At 68.9% G+C, this 19,118-nt stretch carries 21 protein-coding genes; 12 read left to right on the forward strand and 9 right to left on the reverse strand.

Going from position 1 to position 19,118, the window contains the following annotated elements; translation table 11 throughout:
- The first annotated feature begins 11 nt into the window (after positions 1-11).
- From HV766_RS09750 to HV766_RS09760, 3 genes are all read left to right on the forward strand, one after another.
- Positions 12-1,991 carry an FUSC family protein gene (locus HV766_RS09750; protein WP_054453852.1) on the forward strand — a complete coding sequence of 660 codons (1,980 nt, stop codon included), beginning with the start codon at positions 12-14 and terminating at the stop codon, positions 1,989-1,991.
- Positions 1,992-1,994: 3 nt separating this feature from the next.
- Complete coding sequence (locus HV766_RS09755; protein ID WP_119448986.1) at positions 1,995-2,783, forward strand: NRDE family protein; 789 nt, start codon at positions 1,995-1,997, stop codon at positions 2,781-2,783.
- Positions 2,784-2,902: 119 nt separating this feature from the next.
- Complete coding sequence (locus HV766_RS09760) at positions 2,903-3,337, forward strand: carboxypeptidase-like regulatory domain-containing protein (RefSeq protein WP_054453848.1); 435 nt, start codon at positions 2,903-2,905, stop codon at positions 3,335-3,337.
- Positions 3,338-3,343: 6 nt separating this feature from the next.
- On the opposite strand, the gene HV766_RS09765 is transcribed toward HV766_RS09760, so the two are convergent.
- On the reverse strand, positions 3,344-4,321 hold the full coding sequence (locus HV766_RS09765; RefSeq protein ID WP_175181043.1) for a glycerophosphodiester phosphodiesterase family protein: 978 nt from the start codon (positions 4,319-4,321) through the stop codon (positions 3,344-3,346).
- An 11-nt stretch (positions 4,322-4,332) separates the two neighbouring features.
- A complete protein-coding gene (locus tag HV766_RS09770; RefSeq protein WP_175181044.1) occupies positions 4,333-4,707 on the reverse strand; it encodes an MAPEG family protein in 375 nt (124 codons plus the stop codon).
- 150 nt (positions 4,708-4,857) lie between these two features.
- Between HV766_RS09770 and HV766_RS09775 the strand changes: the two genes are divergently transcribed.
- The gene (locus HV766_RS09775; RefSeq protein ID WP_370540018.1) at positions 4,858-5,706 is read left to right on the forward strand and encodes a CPBP family intramembrane glutamic endopeptidase; all 849 of its coding nucleotides are present in this window, start codon (positions 4,858-4,860) and stop codon (positions 5,704-5,706) included.
- 16 nt (positions 5,707-5,722) lie between these two features.
- On the opposite strand, the gene HV766_RS09780 is transcribed toward HV766_RS09775, so the two are convergent.
- The 4 genes from HV766_RS09780 to HV766_RS09795 all read right to left on the reverse strand — a co-directional run bounded on the left by HV766_RS09780 (position 5,723) and on the right by HV766_RS09795 (position 9,749).
- Complete coding sequence (locus HV766_RS09780) at positions 5,723-6,775, reverse strand: alkene reductase (RefSeq protein WP_054453840.1); 1,053 nt, start codon at positions 6,773-6,775, stop codon at positions 5,723-5,725.
- 48 nt (positions 6,776-6,823) lie between these two features.
- Positions 6,824-7,171: an ArsR/SmtB family transcription factor gene (locus tag HV766_RS09785; RefSeq protein ID WP_054453838.1), complete on the reverse strand. Its 348-nt coding sequence runs from the start codon at positions 7,169-7,171 to the stop codon at positions 6,824-6,826.
- Between the two features lie 154 nt (positions 7,172-7,325).
- Positions 7,326-8,735 (reverse strand): amidase family protein, encoded by a 1,410-nt coding sequence (locus HV766_RS09790; protein WP_175181045.1) that lies wholly within the window; start codon positions 8,733-8,735, stop codon positions 7,326-7,328.
- A gap of 27 nt (positions 8,736-8,762) precedes the next feature.
- A complete protein-coding gene (locus HV766_RS09795) occupies positions 8,763-9,749 on the reverse strand; it encodes a Bug family tripartite tricarboxylate transporter substrate binding protein (RefSeq protein ID WP_054453834.1) in 987 nt (328 codons plus the stop codon).
- A 125-nt stretch (positions 9,750-9,874) separates the two neighbouring features.
- Here HV766_RS09795 and HV766_RS09800 point away from each other — a divergent pair, with 125 nt between their 5' ends.
- Positions 9,875-10,816 (forward strand): LysR substrate-binding domain-containing protein, encoded by a 942-nt coding sequence (locus HV766_RS09800; protein ID WP_054453832.1) that lies wholly within the window; start codon positions 9,875-9,877, stop codon positions 10,814-10,816.
- Here the strand turns inward: HV766_RS09800 and HV766_RS09805 are convergent.
- On the reverse strand, positions 10,788-11,471 hold the full coding sequence (locus HV766_RS09805; protein WP_054453830.1) for a DUF2238 domain-containing protein: 684 nt from the start codon (positions 11,469-11,471) through the stop codon (positions 10,788-10,790). The two genes, HV766_RS09800 and HV766_RS09805, sit on opposite strands and share 29 nt — an antisense overlap.
- 2 nt (positions 11,472-11,473) lie before the next feature.
- A complete protein-coding gene (gene arfB / locus HV766_RS09810) occupies positions 11,474-11,890 on the reverse strand; it encodes an alternative ribosome rescue aminoacyl-tRNA hydrolase ArfB (protein ID WP_054453829.1) in 417 nt (138 codons plus the stop codon).
- A gap of 93 nt (positions 11,891-11,983) precedes the next feature.
- On the opposite strand from arfB, the gene queE reads away from it, so the two are divergent.
- The 7 genes from queE to HV766_RS09845 all read left to right on the forward strand — a co-directional run bounded on the left by queE (position 11,984) and on the right by HV766_RS09845 (position 18,388).
- Positions 11,984-12,616, forward strand: coding sequence for a 7-carboxy-7-deazaguanine synthase (queE, locus tag HV766_RS09815; protein WP_054453827.1), 633 nt, complete (start codon positions 11,984-11,986; stop codon positions 12,614-12,616).
- Positions 12,617-12,644: 28 nt separating this feature from the next.
- On the forward strand, positions 12,645-13,088 hold the full coding sequence (queD, locus tag HV766_RS09820) for a 6-carboxytetrahydropterin synthase QueD (RefSeq protein WP_175181046.1): 444 nt from the start codon (positions 12,645-12,647) through the stop codon (positions 13,086-13,088).
- Positions 13,089-13,264: 176 nt separating this feature from the next.
- Positions 13,265-13,741 carry a MarR family winged helix-turn-helix transcriptional regulator gene (locus tag HV766_RS09825; RefSeq protein WP_119448978.1) on the forward strand — a complete coding sequence of 159 codons (477 nt, stop codon included), beginning with the start codon at positions 13,265-13,267 and terminating at the stop codon, positions 13,739-13,741.
- Complete coding sequence (locus tag HV766_RS09830; protein ID WP_119448977.1) at positions 13,738-15,789, forward strand: FUSC family protein; 2,052 nt, start codon at positions 13,738-13,740, stop codon at positions 15,787-15,789. The genes HV766_RS09825 and HV766_RS09830 overlap by 4 nt, the downstream gene beginning before the upstream one ends.
- Positions 15,786-15,998 (forward strand): DUF1656 domain-containing protein, encoded by a 213-nt coding sequence (locus HV766_RS09835; RefSeq protein WP_013394149.1) that lies wholly within the window; start codon positions 15,786-15,788, stop codon positions 15,996-15,998. Before HV766_RS09830 ends, HV766_RS09835 begins: the two co-directional genes overlap by 4 nt.
- A gap of 2 nt (positions 15,999-16,000) precedes the next feature.
- The gene (locus tag HV766_RS09840) at positions 16,001-16,915 is read left to right on the forward strand and encodes an efflux RND transporter periplasmic adaptor subunit (protein WP_054453821.1); all 915 of its coding nucleotides are present in this window, start codon (positions 16,001-16,003) and stop codon (positions 16,913-16,915) included.
- Between the two features lie 51 nt (positions 16,916-16,966).
- Complete coding sequence (locus tag HV766_RS09845; RefSeq protein WP_175181047.1) at positions 16,967-18,388, forward strand: efflux transporter outer membrane subunit; 1,422 nt, start codon at positions 16,967-16,969, stop codon at positions 18,386-18,388.
- Here the strand turns inward: HV766_RS09845 and ypfH are convergent, their stop codons facing one another.
- Positions 18,389-19,093 carry an esterase gene (gene ypfH / locus HV766_RS09850; protein WP_054453817.1) on the reverse strand — a complete coding sequence of 235 codons (705 nt, stop codon included), beginning with the start codon at positions 19,091-19,093 and terminating at the stop codon, positions 18,389-18,391.
- Between the last annotated feature and the right edge of the window lie 25 nt (positions 19,094-19,118).

The following is a 19,118-nucleotide window of genomic DNA, read 5'->3' on the forward strand; positions in this document are numbered from 1 at the left end:
ACGAGGCCGCCGTGTTCCGTTCCTCGCTGAAACATGCCGCGCGCAACGCCAACATGCGTTGGCTGATGAGCCTGGCGCACATGGAGCCTTCGCCCGTCAGCCGCTGGGTGGCGTTGCGCGCCGCGCTGGCCATCGGCCTGCCTTCGGCGGTCGGACTCGCGCTGGACCAAAGCGCGGCGGCGGCCCTGGTTGCGCTAGGCGCGCTGCCCGCCATCACCGGCGACAACGGCGGCCCATACCGCAACCGCGCCCTGTCCATCGGCGCCACCGTGTTCGGCGGCGCGCTGGGATATTTCCTCGGCACCCTGATTGCAGGGCACGGACTGTGGACGTCCGCCGCCATGACGCTGCTGGTGCTGGCGGCCAGCCTGGTCGGCACCTTCAACAACATCGCCGCCGTCTCCACGCTGCAATTCGCCGCCTATGTCATCGTCGGCGCCAGCCTGACGTCCACCCTGCCGCCCTGGCTGCCTTCGGTGCTGGTGGGAGCCGGCGGCCTGTTCGGCCTGGCGCTGACCCTGACGGGCTGGGTGGTCCACCCGACGGCGCCCGAGCGCGCCGCCGTCGCCATGGCCTACCGCAAGCTGGCGGCCATGTTCGCCGCCATCGGCACCTCGCACACCATGAGCGCGCGGCGCGACATGGAAGCGGCCATGACGACCGCCTACGACACCGTGCTGGCCGCGCGCCGCAGCGCGGCCGGCCCCTCCCCGCGACTGGCCCGGCTGGCGGCCCAGCTGCAAGCCTGTACGCCTCTCACCAACACCGCCCTGGAGCTGGCCCGCGCCGGACGCGTGCTGCCGCGCGACTGTGCGCGGGTCATGAACCGGCTCGCAGACCGCGTGGAAAACGACGCAACGCCGGACCCGCGCGAGGACATCGCGGCCTTGCGCCACGTGGACATGGCCCCCTTGGCCGACGCGCTGGCCCAAGTGCAGCCCCTGCTGGACGGCGGCGCGCTTTCCGAAGCCGACGCCTTTGCCGGCCTGCCGCCGGCGCGGCCCCGCACGCCCTGGCGCGTGCTGGCGCGCACTTACCGGCCGGGGCCGACCACCTTGCGCTACCTGGTGCGGCTGGGCCTGTGCCTGATCGCCGCCGAGGCCGTGGCGCTGGCGGCCTCGCTGCCGCGTTCCTACTGGGTGCCGCTGATCGTGGTGGTGGTGTTCAAGCCCAACTTCGGCTCGGTGTTCGCGCGGGCGCTGCAAAGCTGCGCGGGCAGCGTGGTGGGCGTAGCGATCAGCGCGACCGTGCTGGCGCTGGACCGCAACGGCATCGTCAGCCTGCTCACGGTGGCGGGGCTGGCGTCCCTGCTGCCTTGGTCGGTGCGGCGCAACTACGGCTTGTTTTCCGCCATCCTGCTGCCCATCCTGATGCTGCTGATCGGCGCGCTGCAACCAGGCAGCTGGCCCATCGCGCTGGCGCGCCTGATCGATGTGGCCGTGGCCGCCGGCATCGTGCTGCTGGTGGGCTACTTGCCATGGATACGGATAGAACGCGGCAACCTGGACAACGCGGTCGCCGCCGCCATGGACACGCTGGCCGCCTACCTGAACACGGTGTTCCAGGCCGATCCCACCAGCCGCCACGACCTGCGCGCCAGCGCCTACGCACGCCTGTCCGATCTGCGCATCGCCTTGCAGCGCGGGCTGTCCGAGCCGCGCCTGGTCAGCCGCCGCGCACTGGCCTGGTGGCCGGTGGAGGTCGCGCTGGAACGCGTGGCCAACGCCATTTCCGACACGGCCTGGTCGCTGCCCGCCGACCAGGCCGCGCCTAGCGCCACGGAGCTGGCGCAACTGGCGGCCAGCCTGCACCAGATGAGCGCCGCCGTTGCGCAAGGCGCGGCCATGCCGGCCGCCGCCATCGCCTCGCCCGCCCCCGCGCTGCGCGACGTGGCCGCCCAGATCGAAGCCTTGCGCGCCGCGCTGGCCGGCCCGGATTTCGCGGCCGCGCCAGGCAAAGCCATCCCCGACAAACCCGCCAACCAGGTCTGAACCATGTGTCTTGCCGTACTGGCCCTGCATGCCCTGCCGGGCATCCCCGTCCTGATCGCCGCCAACCGCGACGAATTCCACCAACGCCCCACCTTGCCCGCCGCGCAATGGCCTGACGCCCCCGAGGTCTACGCCGGCCGCGACGGCCTGGCCGGCGGCAGCTGGATGGGCGCGACGACCGGCGGACGCCATGCGCTAGTGACCAACTTTCGCGAGCCGGGCAGGATGATCGAGAACGCGCCTTCGCGCGGCGCGCTGGTCGAAGACTATCTGCGCGGCACGGTCTCCCCGGCCGACTACCTGGCGCAAGTGCATGCCGCCGGCCAGGCCTACAACGGCTTCAACCTGATCGTGGGCGATGCGCGCGAAGCCTGGTATCTCAGCAACCGCGACGGCGGCCCGCGGCGCCTGGCTCCGGGCGTCTATGCCCTGTCCAACCATCTGCTGGACACGCCCTGGCCCAAGCTGGCGCGCACCAAGGCGGCTTTCGAGGCCGTGCTGCGCAGCGGGCCGCAGCCCGACCTGCCCGCGCTGATGGCCGCCCTGGCCGACCGCCAGCCCGCCGACGACGCCGACCTGCCCGCCACCGGCCTGCCGCTGGATCGCGAAAGGCTATTGAGCAGCCCGTTCATCGTCAGTCCGAACTATGGCACGCGCAGTTCCAGCGTACTGGCGCTGCGCGATGATGGCGCCGGACAGCTGGATGAAAGGCGCTTCGCCCCGGACGGCTCGGTCAGCGGCGAAAGCCGGCTGACATTTTCCTGGAGCGCGGCACGCGGTACGCTTACCTAGGCTGCGGAAACAATCGGTTGATATCGGAGACCCGCGGGTGCGAACTCCGCGCCGGCATGCGGGTCGAAATGTTCATGCGCGCACGACACCGCGCAGATCGTCCTATTCAGGAGAGTCTCATGAACAAGCGTTTAGAACGCTGCACCATGGCCGCCGCGATGGCGCTGGGCAGCATGGCCTTTGCCGGCGTCCTGTCCACCGCCCAGGCAGGCATGCCGGCAGTGCAGCAGCAGGGTTCGGTGCAATACGTCAGCGGCGGCATCGGTCTGGACGAATCCGAAGCCATGAAGGCCGCAGCCAAGGACTATCCGCTGGCGCTGACGTTCGCGGCGCAACGCGGCGGCCAGGCAGACTACGTCGCCAATGTCGCCGTCACCATCAGCGATGCGCAGGGCAAGTCCGTGCTGCAAACCACTGCCGAAGGCCCGTACATGCTGGTCAAGCTGCCGGCCGGCAACTACAGGATTTCAGCGACCTACAACGGCCAGGCCCAACAGCGCGAAGTCTCGGTGCAGAACTCTGGCACCGCGCGCGCCGTGTTCGAATGGAAGTAGCGGCTTTCATGGCCCGCGCTTGAAAGCGCGCGCCACGGCTTCGATTTCGTTGGTCCAGATCCCGCCTGCGTATCCCGCCGGCACGCGGCGTATGTCCTCGGGGGTGTCGATGCCCGTGGAATGGCCCTCGCCGGCGTAAGGACCGAGCAGGAACACGCTGCTGCCCGCCGTCTCCATGCGGTCCAGGAAGCGGCCGGGCCAGCCCCACAACCAGGGCGCGACGTTCACCGGCACCGTCAGCGCCATGCCGCGGCAGACCTGCGGAACGTGGCCGGTCCAGCCCGCGGCCGCATAGCGCAACAGGCAGGACTTCAGGTCCGAGCGCGTCAGCGTGCGCACGCCCGGCGCCAACTGGCGCAACCGGCCTACCGGCTCCTCGCCCCCATACACCATGAAGTCTGCCCGCCTGGCCGGCGGCATGCCGTTGAGCACCGCCGCCAACGCCGCGCCCTCCTCCGCATCGCGGCTCTTGACGTTGATGAGAAAGCGCTGGCGCGGAAACGCCTCCAGCACTTCGGACAGCGTCGGCATCAGGCCCACGCCGCGCCCGCGGAACGGAAAGGTCTTGCCGCCATCGGCGGTATAGCCGTAGCCGATGTCCAGCGCCTTGAGTTCGGCCATCGTGTGTTCGCGCGTCGCGCCGCGGCCCTCGGTGCGGCAATCGACCGTCCAGTCGTGGAACACGGCGAACTGGCCATCGGTAGTGGGATGGACGTCGATCTCGACGATGTCCGCGCCGGCCTCGAAGCTCGCGCGCATGGACGCGATGGTGTTTTCCAGATAGCCGTGGGTGGGTTCGACGATGCGGGTCGCGGTGCAGGTGTCCCGCACCAGGCCCGCCGCGTCGTAGCGTTGCGCGATGCCGCGATGCGCGAGCAGCGTCACCCGCGCACCGGGATCGGGCGCCGCCCAGTCAGCGTTGTTGATGTAGATGAAGCCTAGCAGCGCGATGGCCGCCAGTGCCGCGACACGCCGCTTGCGCATGGCGCCGTCCGTCAGACGCCCGCGAACAGGATCGCGATGATGAAGCCCACGCTGATGGCCCACACCAGCGAACGCAGCGCGCCCCAGCCCGCCAGGTACATGGCCAGATAGCCCAGCCGCACGCCCAGCCAGCAGGCCATCAGCGTGGCCACGTGCGCGGGCGGCGCCTGGGTATACAGCGCGAACAGCACCGCCGCGTAGAAGAACGGCAGCGATTCAAAGGTATTGGTCTGCGCCGCATTGGCACGCGCGCGCCAACCATCCTGGCGTGCCAGCCAGGCGCGCGGATCATTGTTGTCGAACTTCTTTCCGCCCGCCTTGGCCACGATGGCCGACACGAAAGGCAGCACTGCCGCCGCCAACATCAACCACGCGATCATCTTCATAGTCTGGCTCCCAGGTATCCGGCAGGCGCCAGGATACCTGGGTTCGCGGCGCGGCGTCAGCACACGCGCTCAGCGGTCCGGCGCGCATGCCGTGCGGCCCGCAAAGAGCCGCGCGTTTACACTCAGCCCTTTCAACGCCCGTCCACGCCCGTGTCCGCGCTAAGCCCCTGGTCCGCACTGTTCATCGCCGCCGCCATGTTGTGGCCACCCGCCACCCGCCGCTGGGCGCTGGCGCCGCTCGCCGCCGCCTACGCCTGGGCCTGGAGCGATGGCACGATAGACGCCGTGGCGCTGGCCTGGCCTGCCTTGCTGATCCTGGCCGCCGTGCTGGTCCGGCCCGCATCGGGCGCGCTGGCGCGCACCGCCGGCCATGCGCTCTTCATCGCGCTGGCCGCGCTGCTGTTCCTGCACCTGCTGCCGGGCTTTCACAACCCGCAGGTCATCGCGCCAGCGCCACTGAGTCCGGACGCCGTGCCTTTCGGCATGTACCTGAACCTGGACAAGCCGCTGGTGGCGTTCTGGGTCGTGCTGGCGCTGACGCCGCCGATGGCGGGACTGACTCCGCGCGCCACGCTGTCGTCCGCGTTCCTGGCTTGCGCGGGCGCCGTCGCCATCTGCCTGGGCTGCGCGCTGGCGCTGGGCGTGGTCGGCTGGGCGCCCAAGTGGCCGCAATCGGGCTGGATCTGGCTAATCAACAACGCCTTGCTGGTGACCTTGGCCGAGGAGGCGCTGTTCCGCGGTTATCTGCAACAGCGGCTGACGGACTTGTGGCGCGGCCGCGCCTGGGGGTCGTGGGCGGCGTTGATCATCGCGGCCGTGCTGTTCGGCCTGGCGCATTACGCAGGCGGCTGGCAATGGATGCTGCTGGCCAGCCTGGCGGGCGCGGCCTACGGGCTGGCCTACAAATACGGCGGCCTGGCCGCTGCGGTGCTGGCGCACCTGGGCCTGAACGCGGCGCACTTCGGCTTGTTCACCTATCCGATGCGCGCCGTGTTCTGAATGCCGGACCCGCCGGTCAGGCCAGGGCCGGATAGTCGGTGTAGCCGCCCGGGCCCGGCGCATAGAACGTGGCCGGGTTGGGCCGGTTCAGCGGCGCCTTGAGTTCGAAGCGGCGCGCCAGGTCCGGATTGGCGATGTACTGCACGCCAAAAGCCACGGCATCGGCGCGGCCCGCGGCAATGGCGGCCTCGGCGGACTCGCGGCCGAATCCTTCGTTGGCGATGTACGTGCCGCCGAATTCGGCCTTGAGCATCGGGCCCAGGCTGTCGGCGGCTTCGTATTCGCGCACGCACAGGAAGGCGATGCCGCGCTTGCCCAGTTCACGCGCCACATAGCCGAAGGTGGCGGCCGGGTTGGAATCGCCCATGGTGTGGATTTCCCCGCGCGGCGACAGATGCACGCCCACGCGGCCCGCGCCCCACACCGATATACAAGCATCCACCGCTTCCAGCAGCAGCCGCGCGCGGTTTTCCAGCGAGCCGCCATAGGCGTCAGTGCGATGGTTGGTGCTGTCCTGCAGGAACTGGTCCAGCAGATAGCCGTTGGCAGCATGCACTTCCACGCCGTCGAAACCGGCCTCCATGGCCATCTTCGCGCCGTGGCGGTAGGCCTCGACCACGCCCGGAATCTCGGCCGTTTCCAGCGCGCGCGGCGTGACGTAGGCGCGCTCCGGACGCACGTGGCTGACGTGGCCGCGGGCGGCAATGGCGCTGGGCGCCACCGGCAGTTCGCCATCCAGGAACATGGGGTCGGAGATCCGGCCCACGTGCCAGAGCTGCGCGACGATCAGGCCGCCGGCCCGGTGCACCGCGGACGTGACCTTGCGCCAGCCCTGGACCTGTTCGGGGGTCCACAGGCCCGGCGTATCGGCATAGCCCACGCCTTGCGGGGTGACGGCCGTGGCTTCGGTCAGGATCATGCCGGCGCCGGCGCGCTGGGTGTAGTACTCGACCATCAGGTCGTTGGGCACGCGGCCCGGACTGGCGTGCATGCGCGTCAAAGGCGCCATGACGATACGGTTGCGCAGCGTCAGATCGCCTGCGCGCAGGGGTTCGAAAAGTTGGCTCATGCGTAAATCCTTGGCCCCGGATCAGGGGCCGCTGGCGGCGTAGCAGGGCTACATATCCTGGTTCAATTGCCGCAGGAACGCGGCAATGGCGGCTTCGTTGCGACGGTAGAAAATCCACTGCCCCACCTTGGTCGCCGAGATCAGGCCCGCGCGCTGCAGAACGGCCAGGTGCGAGGACACGGTGGACTGGGACAGTCCGCAGCGTTCGTCGATGTGGCCCGCGCATACGCCATGCTCGAAAGTATGGCCCGGGCGTTCCTCGAAGTACGCGTGCGGCGTCTTCAGCCAGGCAAGGATGTCGCGCCGCACCGGATTGGCCAACGCCTTGAGGATGGCGTCGGCGTCAATGGCCGGTAACGAGGCGGCTGGGTCGGAGCTGGAAGTGGAGACCGTCATATTGAAGTATCGCAATTTATCGAATCTTATATCGGAAGTATTCGATATATAGTCATGCCCCTGCGGCGGACAGGGCTTTATGGCCCCGGCATCCGCGCCCGGCCATCCGCCACGGATGCCTCCATAGCCGCCCTTCCCCTTCCTTCCGCGCCGCTCAGGCCACGAGCCTATCCAGCACCGACCACCCCGCCCGCGCCTCGATGGCTTCGCCCGCGGCCAGGCACAGGTCTTCGCGGAACCGCCCCGCCACCAGATGGACACCCATCGGCACACCGTCCGCCAGGCCGACAGGGACCGACAGGCCAGGCAAGCCCAGTATCGCGGTCGAGACCAGCGGGCTCTGCGCGCGCAGTATGTCGCCCATGGCCGCGTCGCCTTGCTGGTCCTGGTCGATCGGGAATGGACGCTCGAACGACACCGGCATGAGCAGGACGGGATAGCGGTCGAAGAATGCGCCCCACTCCCGCAGTATCGTGGTGCGCAGCGCCAGCGCCTGGATAAAGCCGTCCTTGTCCAGCGGCGAGGTGTGCGCAAGCATGCTGCGGTAGGCGCGCTGTATCGCCGCGTCGCCTGCACGCTCGATTTCGCGGCCCATGGAGCCGGACGCTTCGTTCATCAGCACGCTGCGCCATAGCTCGGCCGCTTCCTCGAACCTGGGCGGCGTTGCTGTTTCGACGATGTAGCCCGCGTCTTCCAGGTACTTTGCGGCGCGCAGCAAGGCATCCAGCACAGCGGGATCGGATTTCAGGGCCGAGGTGCCGCAGAACAGCGCCACCCGCCGGCTATCTCCAGGCTGGCGCAGGTCCAGCGGCGCGGGCACCCACCACGGATCGCGGGAATCGCCCGCCGACATGGCCTCCAGCCCCAGTCTCAGGTCGGCAATGTTCCGCGCCAAGGGGCCCTGGGTCGCGGCCAGTTGGGAAGCCACCGGACGCTCCGATTTCTGGCTGGCGTTGTAGGCCGGCACCCGGCCTTGCGAGGGCCGCAGCCCCGCCACGCCGCAGGCATAGGCCGGATACCGGATCGATCCACCCTGGTCGCTGCCGTGCGCCAGCGGCCCCATGCCCAGGGCGGCGGCGACGGACGCGCCGCCGCTGGAGCCGCCCGGCGTGCGCGCGGCGTCGAACGGGTTGACGGTGCGGCCATGCAGGTCGTTGTCCGAAAACCAGCGCCAGGAGAATGCCGGAACGTTGCTGCGGCCGATCACGACCGCGCCGGCCTTGAGCCAGTTGTCGACGGCGGGATTGTTCTCGCTGGCAATGAGGTCCCGGTACGCGACGACGCCATTGGTCGTGGCCGACCCTGCCAGATCGGCGTTGGCCTTGATGGTGACCGGCACGCCGTGCAGGAGGCCCAGCGGCGCGCCCCCGCGCACCGCGGCGTCGGCGGCATCGGCCGCCTTCAGTGCCTGGTCGGCGCAGATCTCGGTAAGCGGATTGAAGACCGGATTTAGCTGTGCCGCCCGCTGCAGGCAGCTCTGCACGGCCTCCCGGCTGGAAACTTCCCGCTGGCGGATGGCCTGGGCCAGATCGACGGCGCTCCAGCGCCAGAGTTCGTTCGTCATGATGGCTCCCTGTGGGGTTGAACGCAGTCAGTCGGCGGACGCGCCGGAGCGCTTGACCATCTCGCCCCACCGTGGGATCTCGCTGGCGATGAGGCTGGCGAACTGTTCGGGCGTGGACGGCGTCGCATCGACGGACAGCGTTTCGTTGAGCTTGAGCACCGCGGGGTCCTGCAGCGCCTTGGCGATGGCGCGATTGAGCTTGTCGATGATGGGCTTGGGCGTACCGGCGGGCGCGACGATGCCGCCCCAGGACACCACCTCAAATCCCTTCAAGCCGGATTCGTCGAGGGTGGGCACGTCCGAGAGGACAGGCACACGCGTGAGGCTGGTCGCCCCCAGCACCTTTACCTGTCCGGAGCGGATGAAGGGCAGCACGCCCGCGACGTTGTCGATCATCACGTCGAGCTGCCCGCCCACGATGTCGCCCACCGCCTGCTGGCCGCTCTTGTACGGGACGTGCAGCATGGTCGTGCCCGTCTCGCTCTTGAGCATTTCCCCGGCCAGATGGGCGCTCGATCCCACCCCCAACGAGCCGACGCTGACCTTGCCCGGATGCTGCCTGGCATAGCTGACCAGGCCCTGCACATCGCTTGCCGGGAAGTCGTTGCGGGCGATCAGCACCAGGGCATTGCTGATGGCCAGGCTGATGGGCGCAAGGCTGCGTTGCGGGTCGTAAGGCAGCTTCGAGTACATGCTCTTGTTGATTGCCAGCGTGACCAGGTTGCCGAAGCCTATCGTGTAGCCGTCCGGCGCCGCCGCGGCCAGCGCCTGCGTGCCGACAATACCGCCCGCCCCTCCCCGGTTGTCGACGATCACCGGTTGGCCGAGTTCGCGCCCCAGGGCGTCCGCGATCGGGCGTAGCACCACGTCGGGACCGGACCCCGCCACATACGGCACGATGAGCTTGACTGGCCGTTGGGGCCAATCAGCCTGCGCCGCGCCGGCGCCTGCCGCTCCCAGCAAGGCAAAACACAATGAAATGGCCTGACCTACACGACGGGGAAAGATCTGCATGGCTTGCTCCTGAAGTACGGGACTGCATGGTCTTGTCGTCGTGAAGCTTAGAGATCGCCCGCGCTGCGCATAAGGCTATTTCTTTGTTAAGGTGACAACTCCAGGTTGTCGCCATCGAGAGGCACATGAAAGACCACCATCTCCGGGCCTGGCTGAAGGTCGCCGAATTACGCAGCATCCGCGCCGCGGCGCGCAGCCTGCACTTGAGCCAGGCGGCGGTGACCAAGGCCATCAAGGAACTGGAAACGGAGCTCGAAGCGCCGCTGCTCACGCGCAGCCCCCAGGGCATCGAGGTCACCGAATGCGGCGAACACCTGACGGTGCGGGCGCAGCTTGCCCAGGCCCAGTTGTCCCTGGCGCGCCAGGACATCCGCCAACTGCTCAGCGGTGCGCAGGCGCGGGTGGCAGTGGGCGTGACGCCCATGGTGATGCTGAGCGTGCTGCCTGACGTGCTGAACGATTTCAGGCAAAGCATGCCCGCGGCCAAGCTCAAGGTTTCGGAAGGCCTGCTGGCCGCCGTCCTGCCGGCTTTGCGCAACGGCTCGCTGGATTTCGCGTTGGCGTCCGGCATGGCGGACAACCATGGCGGGCAGGAGTTCGATTTCGAGGAACTGCGGCCGCTGGAATTCATGGTCGCCTGCCGCCGCGGACATCCGCTGGCGGGCGCCACGCGGTGGCAAGACATCGCGGGCTGCGAATGGCTGCTCAACACCTCGGGCGGCAGCCACACCGACGCCTTTCTGCAAGGCCTGCGCGCAAACGGCCTGCAGCCGCCCGAACGCGTCATCGACTGCGATACGTTCGGCGTGATGTGGAACCTGATGGTCCGCAGCGACGCGTTGATCGTCTGCCCGGCGGGCATGCTAGAGATCCCGCCTTACGGCGCCGAAGCCAGCCAGATCCGCACCGAAGCGCCCATGCCGGTCGCCAGCATAGGCATCATGACGCTGCGGGGAACGCCGCTGTCGCTGGCGGCGTCCACCATGGCGGACCTGTTCCGCCGACGCATCCAGCGGCTAGCCCAGGCGGGTGCCGTGGCTACACGCCAGGCTGGCGGCGCGGCTTGAGGCTGTCGGCCCAGTCGCGCGCCAGGTCGCGGCGGGCGCGGCGGTTGACCAGGGCGGTGATGGCCATCGCGATGACGGCGCCCCCGGCCGCCAGCGCCATGTCCTTCTGTGCGTCCCAGATATCGCCCTGCGTGCCCAGATAGGCCGCGCCCAGGTCGCCGCCCACGGTGGCGGCAGCGCCCCACTCCAGCAGTTCGTAGAGCGCCGAGGTCGACAGCGTGACGTCCATGGGCAGGAAATACGCCCAGAAGCCGCGCACCTCGACCACGCGCAGAAAGATCTCGCGGATGGGATACGCCAGCAGCAGGCCGTAGGAAAAATGCACCACGCGGTCGAAATTGTTGCGTTCCCAGCCGAGCATGCTGTTGAAACTGTGTCCCGTCAGCGCCCGCCACCAGTCGTCGTAAGGCACCAGCGAATAGGTGTAGTGCGCGCCGACGGCATGCAGGCACAGGTAAAGAAAGATCAGCGTGTACGAGGTGCGCGAAAACACGAACCAGCGCCGCGTAAAGAGCAGCGCCGCGCCGAAGGCCAGCACCAGCGCGTTCTCCAGCGCCCAGTCGGCGCGGTCATGCGGCGCAATCGCCAGTGCCGTCCATATCACGGCGAACAGTGCGCCCAGCGTGTACAGGTAGCGCCGGCGCGCGTCGGCCATGGTCAGTCTCCCTGGACCCGGCCGCGCAGGCGCTTGACTTCGCCGTGCAGCACCTTGCGCTGCACACGGCGGCGCTGCGAGGCGCGGGTGGGCTTGGTCGGACGGCGCGGTTTGTCGGTGCGCGCCGCTGCGCGCACCATGGCGATCAGGCGTTCGATGGCTTCGGCGCGGTTCTTTTCCTGGCTGCGGAACGCCTGCGACTTGATGACGATGACCCCGTCCTTGGAGACGCGGTGGTCGCTCAGCGCGCACAGCGCTTCCTTGATTTCTTCGGGCAGGCTGGAGGCGCGCACGTCGAAGCGCAGGTGCACGGCGCTGGACACCTTGTTGACGTTCTGGCCGCCCGCGCCCTGGGCGCGGATCATGGTGAACGCCAGGTCGCGTTCATCCAGGTAGATGGAATCTTGGACGTGAAACATAGCCCGCAAGTATAGATGCGCCGCGCAAAGTAAAATAATGCGCTTTTGCCTGATTTATCCGGGGTCCGGCCTTATCCGGCCGCCGGCACCACCATGACTTACTCCGCCAAAGAAATCTTCAAGACGCTGCAGGGCGAAGGCGCCCACGCAGGCCGCGCGGCGGTCTTCTGCCGCTTTGCCGGCTGCAACCTCTGGACCGGCCGCGAAAGCGACCGCGCCAGCGCCGCCTGCACCTTCTGCGACACCGACTTCATCGGCACCGACGGCGACGGCGGCGGCAAGTTCGCCACGCCCGAACTGCTGGCCGACGCCATCGCCGCGGCCTGGGGCCCGGGCGCCAATGACCGCTACGTGGTCTTCACTGGCGGCGAACCGCTGCTGCAGCTGGACGCGCCGCTCTTGACCGCGGTGCACGCGCGCGGCTTCACGGTGGCCATCGAAACCAACGGCACCATCAAGCCGCCCGCCGGCATCGACTGGATCTGCGTCAGCCCCAAGGGCACGGCGCCCGTGGTGCTGGAACGCGGCGACGAGCTCAAGCTGGTCTATCCGCAGGCCAATGCGCAGCCCGAAGCCTTCGCGCACCTGGACTTCGAGCACTTCTTCCTGCAACCCATGGATGGCCCCGCGCGCGCGGCCAATACCGAACAGGCCGTCCAGTACTGTATGCAGCATCCGCAATGGCGGCTCAGCCTGCAGACCCACAAATACATAGGCATTCCATGATTCACCCTAGCCCCCTGCGGAGCGCGCCATGATTTCCGTGACCCGCAGGCTGGAATTCGACGCCGGCCACCGCATTCCCGACCACCGCAGCCAGTGCCGCAACCTGCATGGCCACCGCTATGTGCTGGAAATCACCCTGACCGGCGACGTGGTGCAGGCGCCCGGCAAGTCCGACAACGGCATGCTGATGGATTTCTCCGAGATCAAGCACATCGCCAAGACCCACATCGTGGACGTCTGGGACCATGCTTTCCTGGTGTATGAGGGCGACGCCGCCGTGCGCGGCTTCCTGGACAGCCTGCCCGGCCACAAGACCGTGGTGCTGGACCGCATCCCCACGGCCGAAAACCTGGCCGCCATCGTCTTCCAGACCCTGGCGCCGCACTATCACGGCCACTATGGCGCCGAACTGCGCCTGACCCGCGTGCGCCTGTACGAAACGCCCAACTGCTGGGCGGACTGCAACGGCTGAACGCCGGGGCGCGGCGGCCGCTGCCGCGCCCGTCCTTGCCGCGACATGCCCCCCCCCGGCTGCCGGTTTTCCATAGACGGAAAACCCGCCCCCTATTTTCCCGATTGAGAAAATCCATGGAGATAATCGCCATTTTCAATTATTAGTAAGCTAATAGATAGGATACAATCTATTCCATGAACACGCCCACCGACTCCCAGCTCATGGCCACCACCTCCGCCCTGATGGTCCTGTCGCGCGCCTATCGCGGCGCCGCCGACAAGGCCCTGGCCGACTACGGCCTGTCCCAAGCCACCGCCTGGCCCGTGATCCTGGCCGGCCGCCTGGGAGACGGCGTACGCCAGGGCGCACTGGCCGAGGCGCTGGGCGTGGAAGGCCCGTCGCTGGTGCGCGTGTTGGACCACCTGGTCGCCGCCGGCCTGATGGAACGCCGCGAAGACCCGCACGACCGCCGCGCCAAGACCCTGCACCTGACCGACGCCGGGCAGGCGCTGCGCGCCAAGGTCGAGGACGTCCTGGTCGACCTGCGCCGCCACCTGTTCCGGGACGTAAGCGAAGCCGACCTGCAAGCCTGCCTGCGGGTCTTCGACAGCCTGAAAGTCACCCTGGGCCGCGGCGGCGCCGGCACCCAGCCACAGGACGAACAAGCGTGAAACTCCCCAACGTCCGCGAAGCCATCTTCTCGCTCAAGAGCTACCTGAGCGCCATCATGGCGCTCTACCTGGCCTACAGCATGGGATTGCCGCGTCCGTTCTGGGCCATGACCACGGCCTATGTCGTGGCCCAACCCTGGTCGGGCGCGGTGCGCTCCAAGGCGCTGTACCGCCTGGCCGGCACCTTCTTCGGTTCGGCGGCCACCGTCTACCTGGTGCCGCGGCTGTCGAATTCCCCGGTGGTCATGACCGCCGCCATGGTGCTGTGGGTGGGCGCCTGCCTGTACCTGTCGGTGCTGGACCGCACCCCGCGTTCGTACCTCTTCATGCTGGCGGGCTATACCGCCGCGATGATCGGCTTTCCCAGCGTGACGGCCCCCGCCCAGGTGTTCGACACCGCGCTCGCCCGCGTCGAGGAAATCAGCCTGGGCATCGTCTGCGCCACGCTGATCCACAGCATCGTGCTGCCGCGCGGCCTGGCCCCTGCCCTGACGCTGATGCTGGACAAGGCCGTGCGCGACGCCCGCAACTGGATGCACGACACGCTCAGCGGCCAGGCCACCGAGCAGAAGGACCGCGACCGCCGCGTACTGGCCAACGACATCACGCAGCTGCGCCTGATGTCCACCCACGTGCCGTTCGACACCAGCAACCTGCGCTGGACCTCGGGCGCGGTGCGCGCCATGCAGGACCAGATCGCAGCGCTGACGCCCACCGTGTCCGCCGTGGAAGACCGCATGCGCGCCCTGCAGGCCGGCGGCCAGCCGCTGCCGGAGCCCGTCACGGCCCTGCTCGCCGACATCTCCGAATGGATCAACGCCGGCGCGCAGGCCACCCACGAGACCGCGGTGCAGCTGCGCGCCGCCGCCACCCGCCTCACGCCTGAAATCGACAGCCGCTCCAACTGGCGCGACGTGCTGCTGGCCAGCCTGATGACGCGGCTGCGCGAGCTGGTCGACACCTATGACGAATGCCTGGCGCTGCGCCGCGAGATCCGCGCGGGCCTGGCCGGCGCGCCGCTGCGCGCCCCGCGCTCCAAGCCCGCGCCCAACGCCGCGCTGCATCGCGACCGCGGCATGGCGCTGCTGTCGGCCCTGGCCGCGGGCGTGGCCATTTCGGTCTGCTGCGCCTTCTGGATCGGCACCGCCTGGAGCAACGGCGCCACCGCCGCGCTCATGGCCGCCATCTTCAGCTGCTTCTTCGCGTCGCAGGACAACCCAGTGCCCGGCATCATGCAGTTCCTGACCTACACGGTGTATTCGATCCCGCTGTCGGCGCTGTACCTGCTGGGCATCATGCCCGCCATTCATTCGTTCGAGATGCTGGCCCTGGCCATGCTGCCCACGGCCTTCGTGCTGGGCATCTTCATTGCCCGGCCCGCCACCGCGGGCAAGGCCATGGCGATGCTGTTCGGGTTCCTGGGCACGATGGCGCTGCAGGATACCAACACCGCCGACATCGTGTCCTTCATCGACACGCAGGTCGCGCAGTGCATGGGCGTGGCCACCGCGGCCATCATCGCCGCCATCTTCCGCACCGTCAGCGCCGACTGGAGCGCGCGCCGCATCCAGGCCGCCAACTGGAAGGAACTGGAAACCCTGGCAAGCTCGCCGCGCGCGCCTTCGCGCCACACCTACGCCGCCCGCATGCTGGACCGCATCGGCCTCCTGCAGCCGCGCCTGGCGCTGGCCCAGCGTCCGGACGACCTGGTCGCCGCCGATGCGCTGAAGGATCTGCGCGTGGGCCGCGACATCACCGAACTGCAGCGCGCCCGGCGTCACCTGCCCATGGCCGAACCGGCCATCCAGCCGGTGCTGGACGGGCTGGCGAAGTTCTTCCACGCGCGCTCGGCCTGGCAGGTCGGCGAGAAAACGCCCGAATTCCTGGCGCAGATCGATCGCGCGTTGGCCAGCGTGACGGCCACGCCCCCGGGCGCCGCGGCCCGCGACCGGGCAGTCGTCGCGCTGGTGGGCCTGCGCCGCGCCTTCTTCCCCGACGCGCCCGACTACCAACCCGCCCATCCCACTCTGGAGGGCCAAGCATCATGATCGGCGAATTCAATCTTTATGGCGTCTATTTTCCCTGGCTGCTGGTGCTGGGCGTGGTGACCCTGGGCGTGGCCTGGGCGGTGCGCCGCGTGCTGGCCCGCGCCGGGCTGTACCGCCTGGTGTGGCACCCCGCGCTGTTCGACCTGGCGCTGTTCGTGGTGCTGCTGTACGGCGTATCCCTCATTTCCCCCTATTTACTCCAGAGATAAGCATGAAACTCCCCAATGCCCTGCGCCCCGCAGCCATCGGCAAGTTCGCGGTGACCGCCGTCGTCGTCGCCGCGGCCGCCTACGCCGGCTGGCAGCTCTGGGTGCACTATGAAGTCGAACCCTGGACCCGCGACGGCCGCGTCAAGGCCTACGTGGTGCAGGTCGCGCCGGATGTCTCCGGCCTGGTGACCAGCGTGCCGGTGCACGACAACCAGGACGTGAAGGCCGGCGACGTGCTGTTCGAAATCGACCGCGCGCGCTTCCAGCTGGCCTACGACCAGGCCCAGGCCTCGGTGCGTTCCGCGCAAGTGGCCCGCGACCAGGCGGTGCGAGACGCCAAGCGCAACCGCTCGCTGGGCCAACTGGTGGCCGCCGAGGCGCTGGAACAAAGCCAGACCAAGCTGCAGCAGACCGAAGCCGCGCTGGCCCAGGCCGAAGTGCAGCTCAACACCGCGCGCCTGAACCTGGAACGCAGCCGGGTGCTGGCGGTGAACGACGGCCGCATCACCAACCTGGACCTGCGCGCCGGCTCCTACGCCACCGCGGGCCGCGGCGTGATGGCGCTGGTGGATTCCGGCTCGTTCTACGTCGAAGGCTACTTCGAGGAAACCAAGCTGCCCGGCATCCATGAAGGTGATCCCGTCACCGTGACGCTGATGGGCGACTCGCACCATATCCGCGGCCACGTCGAAAGCATTGCCATGGGCATTGCCGACCGCGACCGCAGCACCGGCGCCAACCTGCTGCCCAACGTCAATCCCACGTTCAACTGGGTCCGCCTGGCTCAGCGCATCCCGGTGCGCGTGAAGATCGACGACGTGCCCGAAGGCGTGCGCCTGGTGGCCGGCCAGACCGCCACCGTATCGGTGGATTCCGGCCCTGCCCACTCGCAGACCGAGGCGCACCAGCCGTCCTGATCACCACTTTTTCAACCCCTTACCCCTAATCGACGCACAGCCGTAACCGCCATGAACACCAGATACCTCCTGCCTCTTACGCTGGCCCTTGCGCTGGCCGGATGCGCCGCCGTGGGCCCGGACTACCAGGTGCCCCCCGGAGCGGTGGCCGAGCGGCAGAGCGCGCAGGCGCCCTTCATGCAGGCGCGCGAGGCGGCGTTCCGGCAGGATGCGGTGCCTGGCCACTGGTGGCGCCTGTACGACGACCCCGTGCTGGATGGCCTGGTGGAGAAAGCCCTGGCCGCCAACACCGACCTGCGCGTGGCCAGCGCCAACCTGGAACGGGCCCAGGCCGCCGTGCGTGAAGCACAGGCGCAGCAGCAGCCGTCCATCGGTGTCAATGCCTCGCCCACTTTCGGCCACGTGTCCGGCCTGCAGGAACTGCAGCCCGGCATCGATCCGCCCAACCGCTGGTCCTATTCCATGGGCGCCAGCGTGTCGTACCAGCTGGACCTGTTCGGCCAGATCCGCCGCGCCGTGGAAGCGGCCAGCGGCGACGAGCAGGCCGCGCAGGCCGCCTATGACGCCACCCGCGTCACCGTCGCCGCCGAGACCGCCCGGGCCTACGCCAATATGTGCGCGGCCGGCATGCAGCTGGCCTCCGCCCAGCATTCGGTGCAGGTGCAGAAGCAATCGCTGGACGCGGTGGACCGGCTGCAACGCGCCGGCCGCGGCACCACGCTGGACGTGACCCGCGCCCGCAGCCAGCTTGAACAGCTGCAGGCCAACCTGCCGCCATTCCAGGCCCAGCAGCGCACCGCGCTGTACCGCCTGGCGGCGCTGACCGGCCAGACGCCGGGCCAGATCCCGCCCGCGCTGCTGCAATGCGCCCAGGCCCCGCGCCTGACCGAGACCATCCCCGTGGGCGACGGCGCCGAACTGCTGCGCCGCCGTCCGGACATCCGCCAGGCCGAACGCACGCTGGCCGCGGCCACCGCGCGCATCGGCGTGGCTACAGCGGACCTGTATCCGAAGATCTCTCTGGGCTTGTCGGCGGCCTCGGGCGGTCCGGCCGCCATGTTCGGCGACCGCGGCACCTTCAGCTGGAGCGTCGGTCCGCTGATCTCCTGGACCATCCCCAACACTGGCGCCGCGCAGGCCCGCATCGCCGAGGCCCAGGCCAGCACCAAGGCCGCGGCGGCACGCTTTGACGCCACCGTGCTGAACGCCCTGCGGGAAACGGAAAGCGCGCTGGTGGTCTACGCGCGTCAGCTGGACCGCGACGCCGCCCTGCGCGCCGCGCGCGACCAGAGCGCCGAGGCCGCCTCGCAGGCCAGCCGCCTGTTCCAGTACGGCAAGACCGACTACCTGACCGTGCTGGACGCCGAGCGCACGCTGGCCAGCAATGAAAGCGCGCTGGCCGCCTCGCAGGCCGACCTCAGCAGCGACCAGATCGCGCTGTTCCTGGCGCTGGGCGGCGGCTGGGAAAAATGATCAATGCACCGGGGTGCCGTCGGGCGGCGTCTGGTTAAGACCCAGCGCGGCCTCCCAGCTGCGCAGCGGCACGCAGGTCTTCAAGCGCACGATGGCGCGCTCGATCAGCGCCGGATGCAACGCGTGCCCCACCTGGGTGGCGATGTCGATGGTCGAGTCGCCGTGCAGCTCGGTCAGGCGCGCCTGGGCGGCCTGGATGAGCTCCACGTTCATGATCGGATCGGCGGCGCCGTGCAGCAGGTGCAACGTGGTGAACTGCGGCGCGATCTTGGGCATCTGGGCATAGCGGCCCGAGAACGCAATGACGCGACCGGCGATGCCGTCGTGCGCCTGCACCAGTTCCAGCGCCATGATCGCGCCCTGCGAAAAGCCCGCCAGCGCCGTGTCCGACTGCAGCAGGCCGAAACGGGCCTGCGCCTCGCGCACATAGGTCTCCAGGGGCGGCAAGGCCTGCGCCACGCGTTCCGGGCGGTTTTCCTCGGTCACGCCGCGTACCGAGAACCACTGCCGGCCATCGCCGCCGCCGTCGTAGGGCTCGAACCCCTGGGGCGCCAGCACCGCCGCGCTCGGGAACGCCGCGCGCACGGCTTTTGCCAGCGGCTCCATGTCGTCGGGGCTGCCGCCCACGCCGTGCAGCAGGATGAACAGCTGGCGCACGTCGACGCCGGCGTTGGGAAGAAATTCGATAGAAGTGGAAGACGCCATGAAACTGCTCCGTGCTGGCTGGGGC

This window comes from Achromobacter aegrifaciens (genome assembly GCF_902859735.1).
Taxonomy (GTDB): Bacteria; Pseudomonadota; Gammaproteobacteria; order Burkholderiales; family Burkholderiaceae_B; genus Achromobacter; species Achromobacter aegrifaciens.

Excerpts from the sequence above, each read along its gene's own strand:
- ypfH (WP_054453817.1), bottom strand. The coding sequence starts at position 19,093 with ATGGCGTCTTCCACTTCTATCGAATTTCTTCCCAACGCCGGCGTCGAC.
- HV766_RS09780 (WP_054453840.1), bottom strand. The coding sequence starts at position 6,775 with ATGAGCCAACTTTTCGAACCCCTGCGCGCAGGCGATCTGACGCTGCGC.
- HV766_RS09755 (WP_119448986.1), top strand. The coding sequence starts at position 1,995 with ATGTGTCTTGCCGTACTGGCCCTGCATGCCCTGCCGGGCATCCCCGTC.
- HV766_RS09800 (WP_054453832.1), top strand. The coding sequence starts at position 9,875 with ATGAAAGACCACCATCTCCGGGCCTGGCTGAAGGTCGCCGAATTACGC.
- HV766_RS09765 (WP_175181043.1), bottom strand. The coding sequence starts at position 4,321 with ATGCGCAAGCGGCGTGTCGCGGCACTGGCGGCCATCGCGCTGCTAGGC.
- HV766_RS09805 (WP_054453830.1), bottom strand. The coding sequence starts at position 11,471 with ATGGCCGACGCGCGCCGGCGCTACCTGTACACGCTGGGCGCACTGTTC.
- HV766_RS09760 (WP_054453848.1), top strand. The coding sequence starts at position 2,903 with ATGAACAAGCGTTTAGAACGCTGCACCATGGCCGCCGCGATGGCGCTG.
- HV766_RS09770 (WP_175181044.1), bottom strand. The coding sequence starts at position 4,707 with ATGAAGATGATCGCGTGGTTGATGTTGGCGGCGGCAGTGCTGCCTTTC.
- queE (WP_054453827.1), top strand. The coding sequence starts at position 11,984 with ATGACTTACTCCGCCAAAGAAATCTTCAAGACGCTGCAGGGCGAAGGC.
- HV766_RS09835 (WP_013394149.1), top strand. The coding sequence starts at position 15,786 with ATGATCGGCGAATTCAATCTTTATGGCGTCTATTTTCCCTGGCTGCTG.
- HV766_RS09840 (WP_054453821.1), top strand. The coding sequence starts at position 16,001 with ATGAAACTCCCCAATGCCCTGCGCCCCGCAGCCATCGGCAAGTTCGCG.
- HV766_RS09845 (WP_175181047.1), top strand. The coding sequence starts at position 16,967 with ATGAACACCAGATACCTCCTGCCTCTTACGCTGGCCCTTGCGCTGGCC.
- arfB (WP_054453829.1), bottom strand. The coding sequence starts at position 11,890 with ATGTTTCACGTCCAAGATTCCATCTACCTGGATGAACGCGACCTGGCG.
- HV766_RS09790 (WP_175181045.1), bottom strand. The coding sequence starts at position 8,735 with ATGACGAACGAACTCTGGCGCTGGAGCGCCGTCGATCTGGCCCAGGCC.
- HV766_RS09795 (WP_054453834.1), bottom strand. The coding sequence starts at position 9,749 with ATGCAGATCTTTCCCCGTCGTGTAGGTCAGGCCATTTCATTGTGTTTT.
- HV766_RS09785 (WP_054453838.1), bottom strand. The coding sequence starts at position 7,171 with ATGACGGTCTCCACTTCCAGCTCCGACCCAGCCGCCTCGTTACCGGCC.
- HV766_RS09825 (WP_119448978.1), top strand. The coding sequence starts at position 13,265 with ATGAACACGCCCACCGACTCCCAGCTCATGGCCACCACCTCCGCCCTG.
- queD (WP_175181046.1), top strand. The coding sequence starts at position 12,645 with ATGATTTCCGTGACCCGCAGGCTGGAATTCGACGCCGGCCACCGCATT.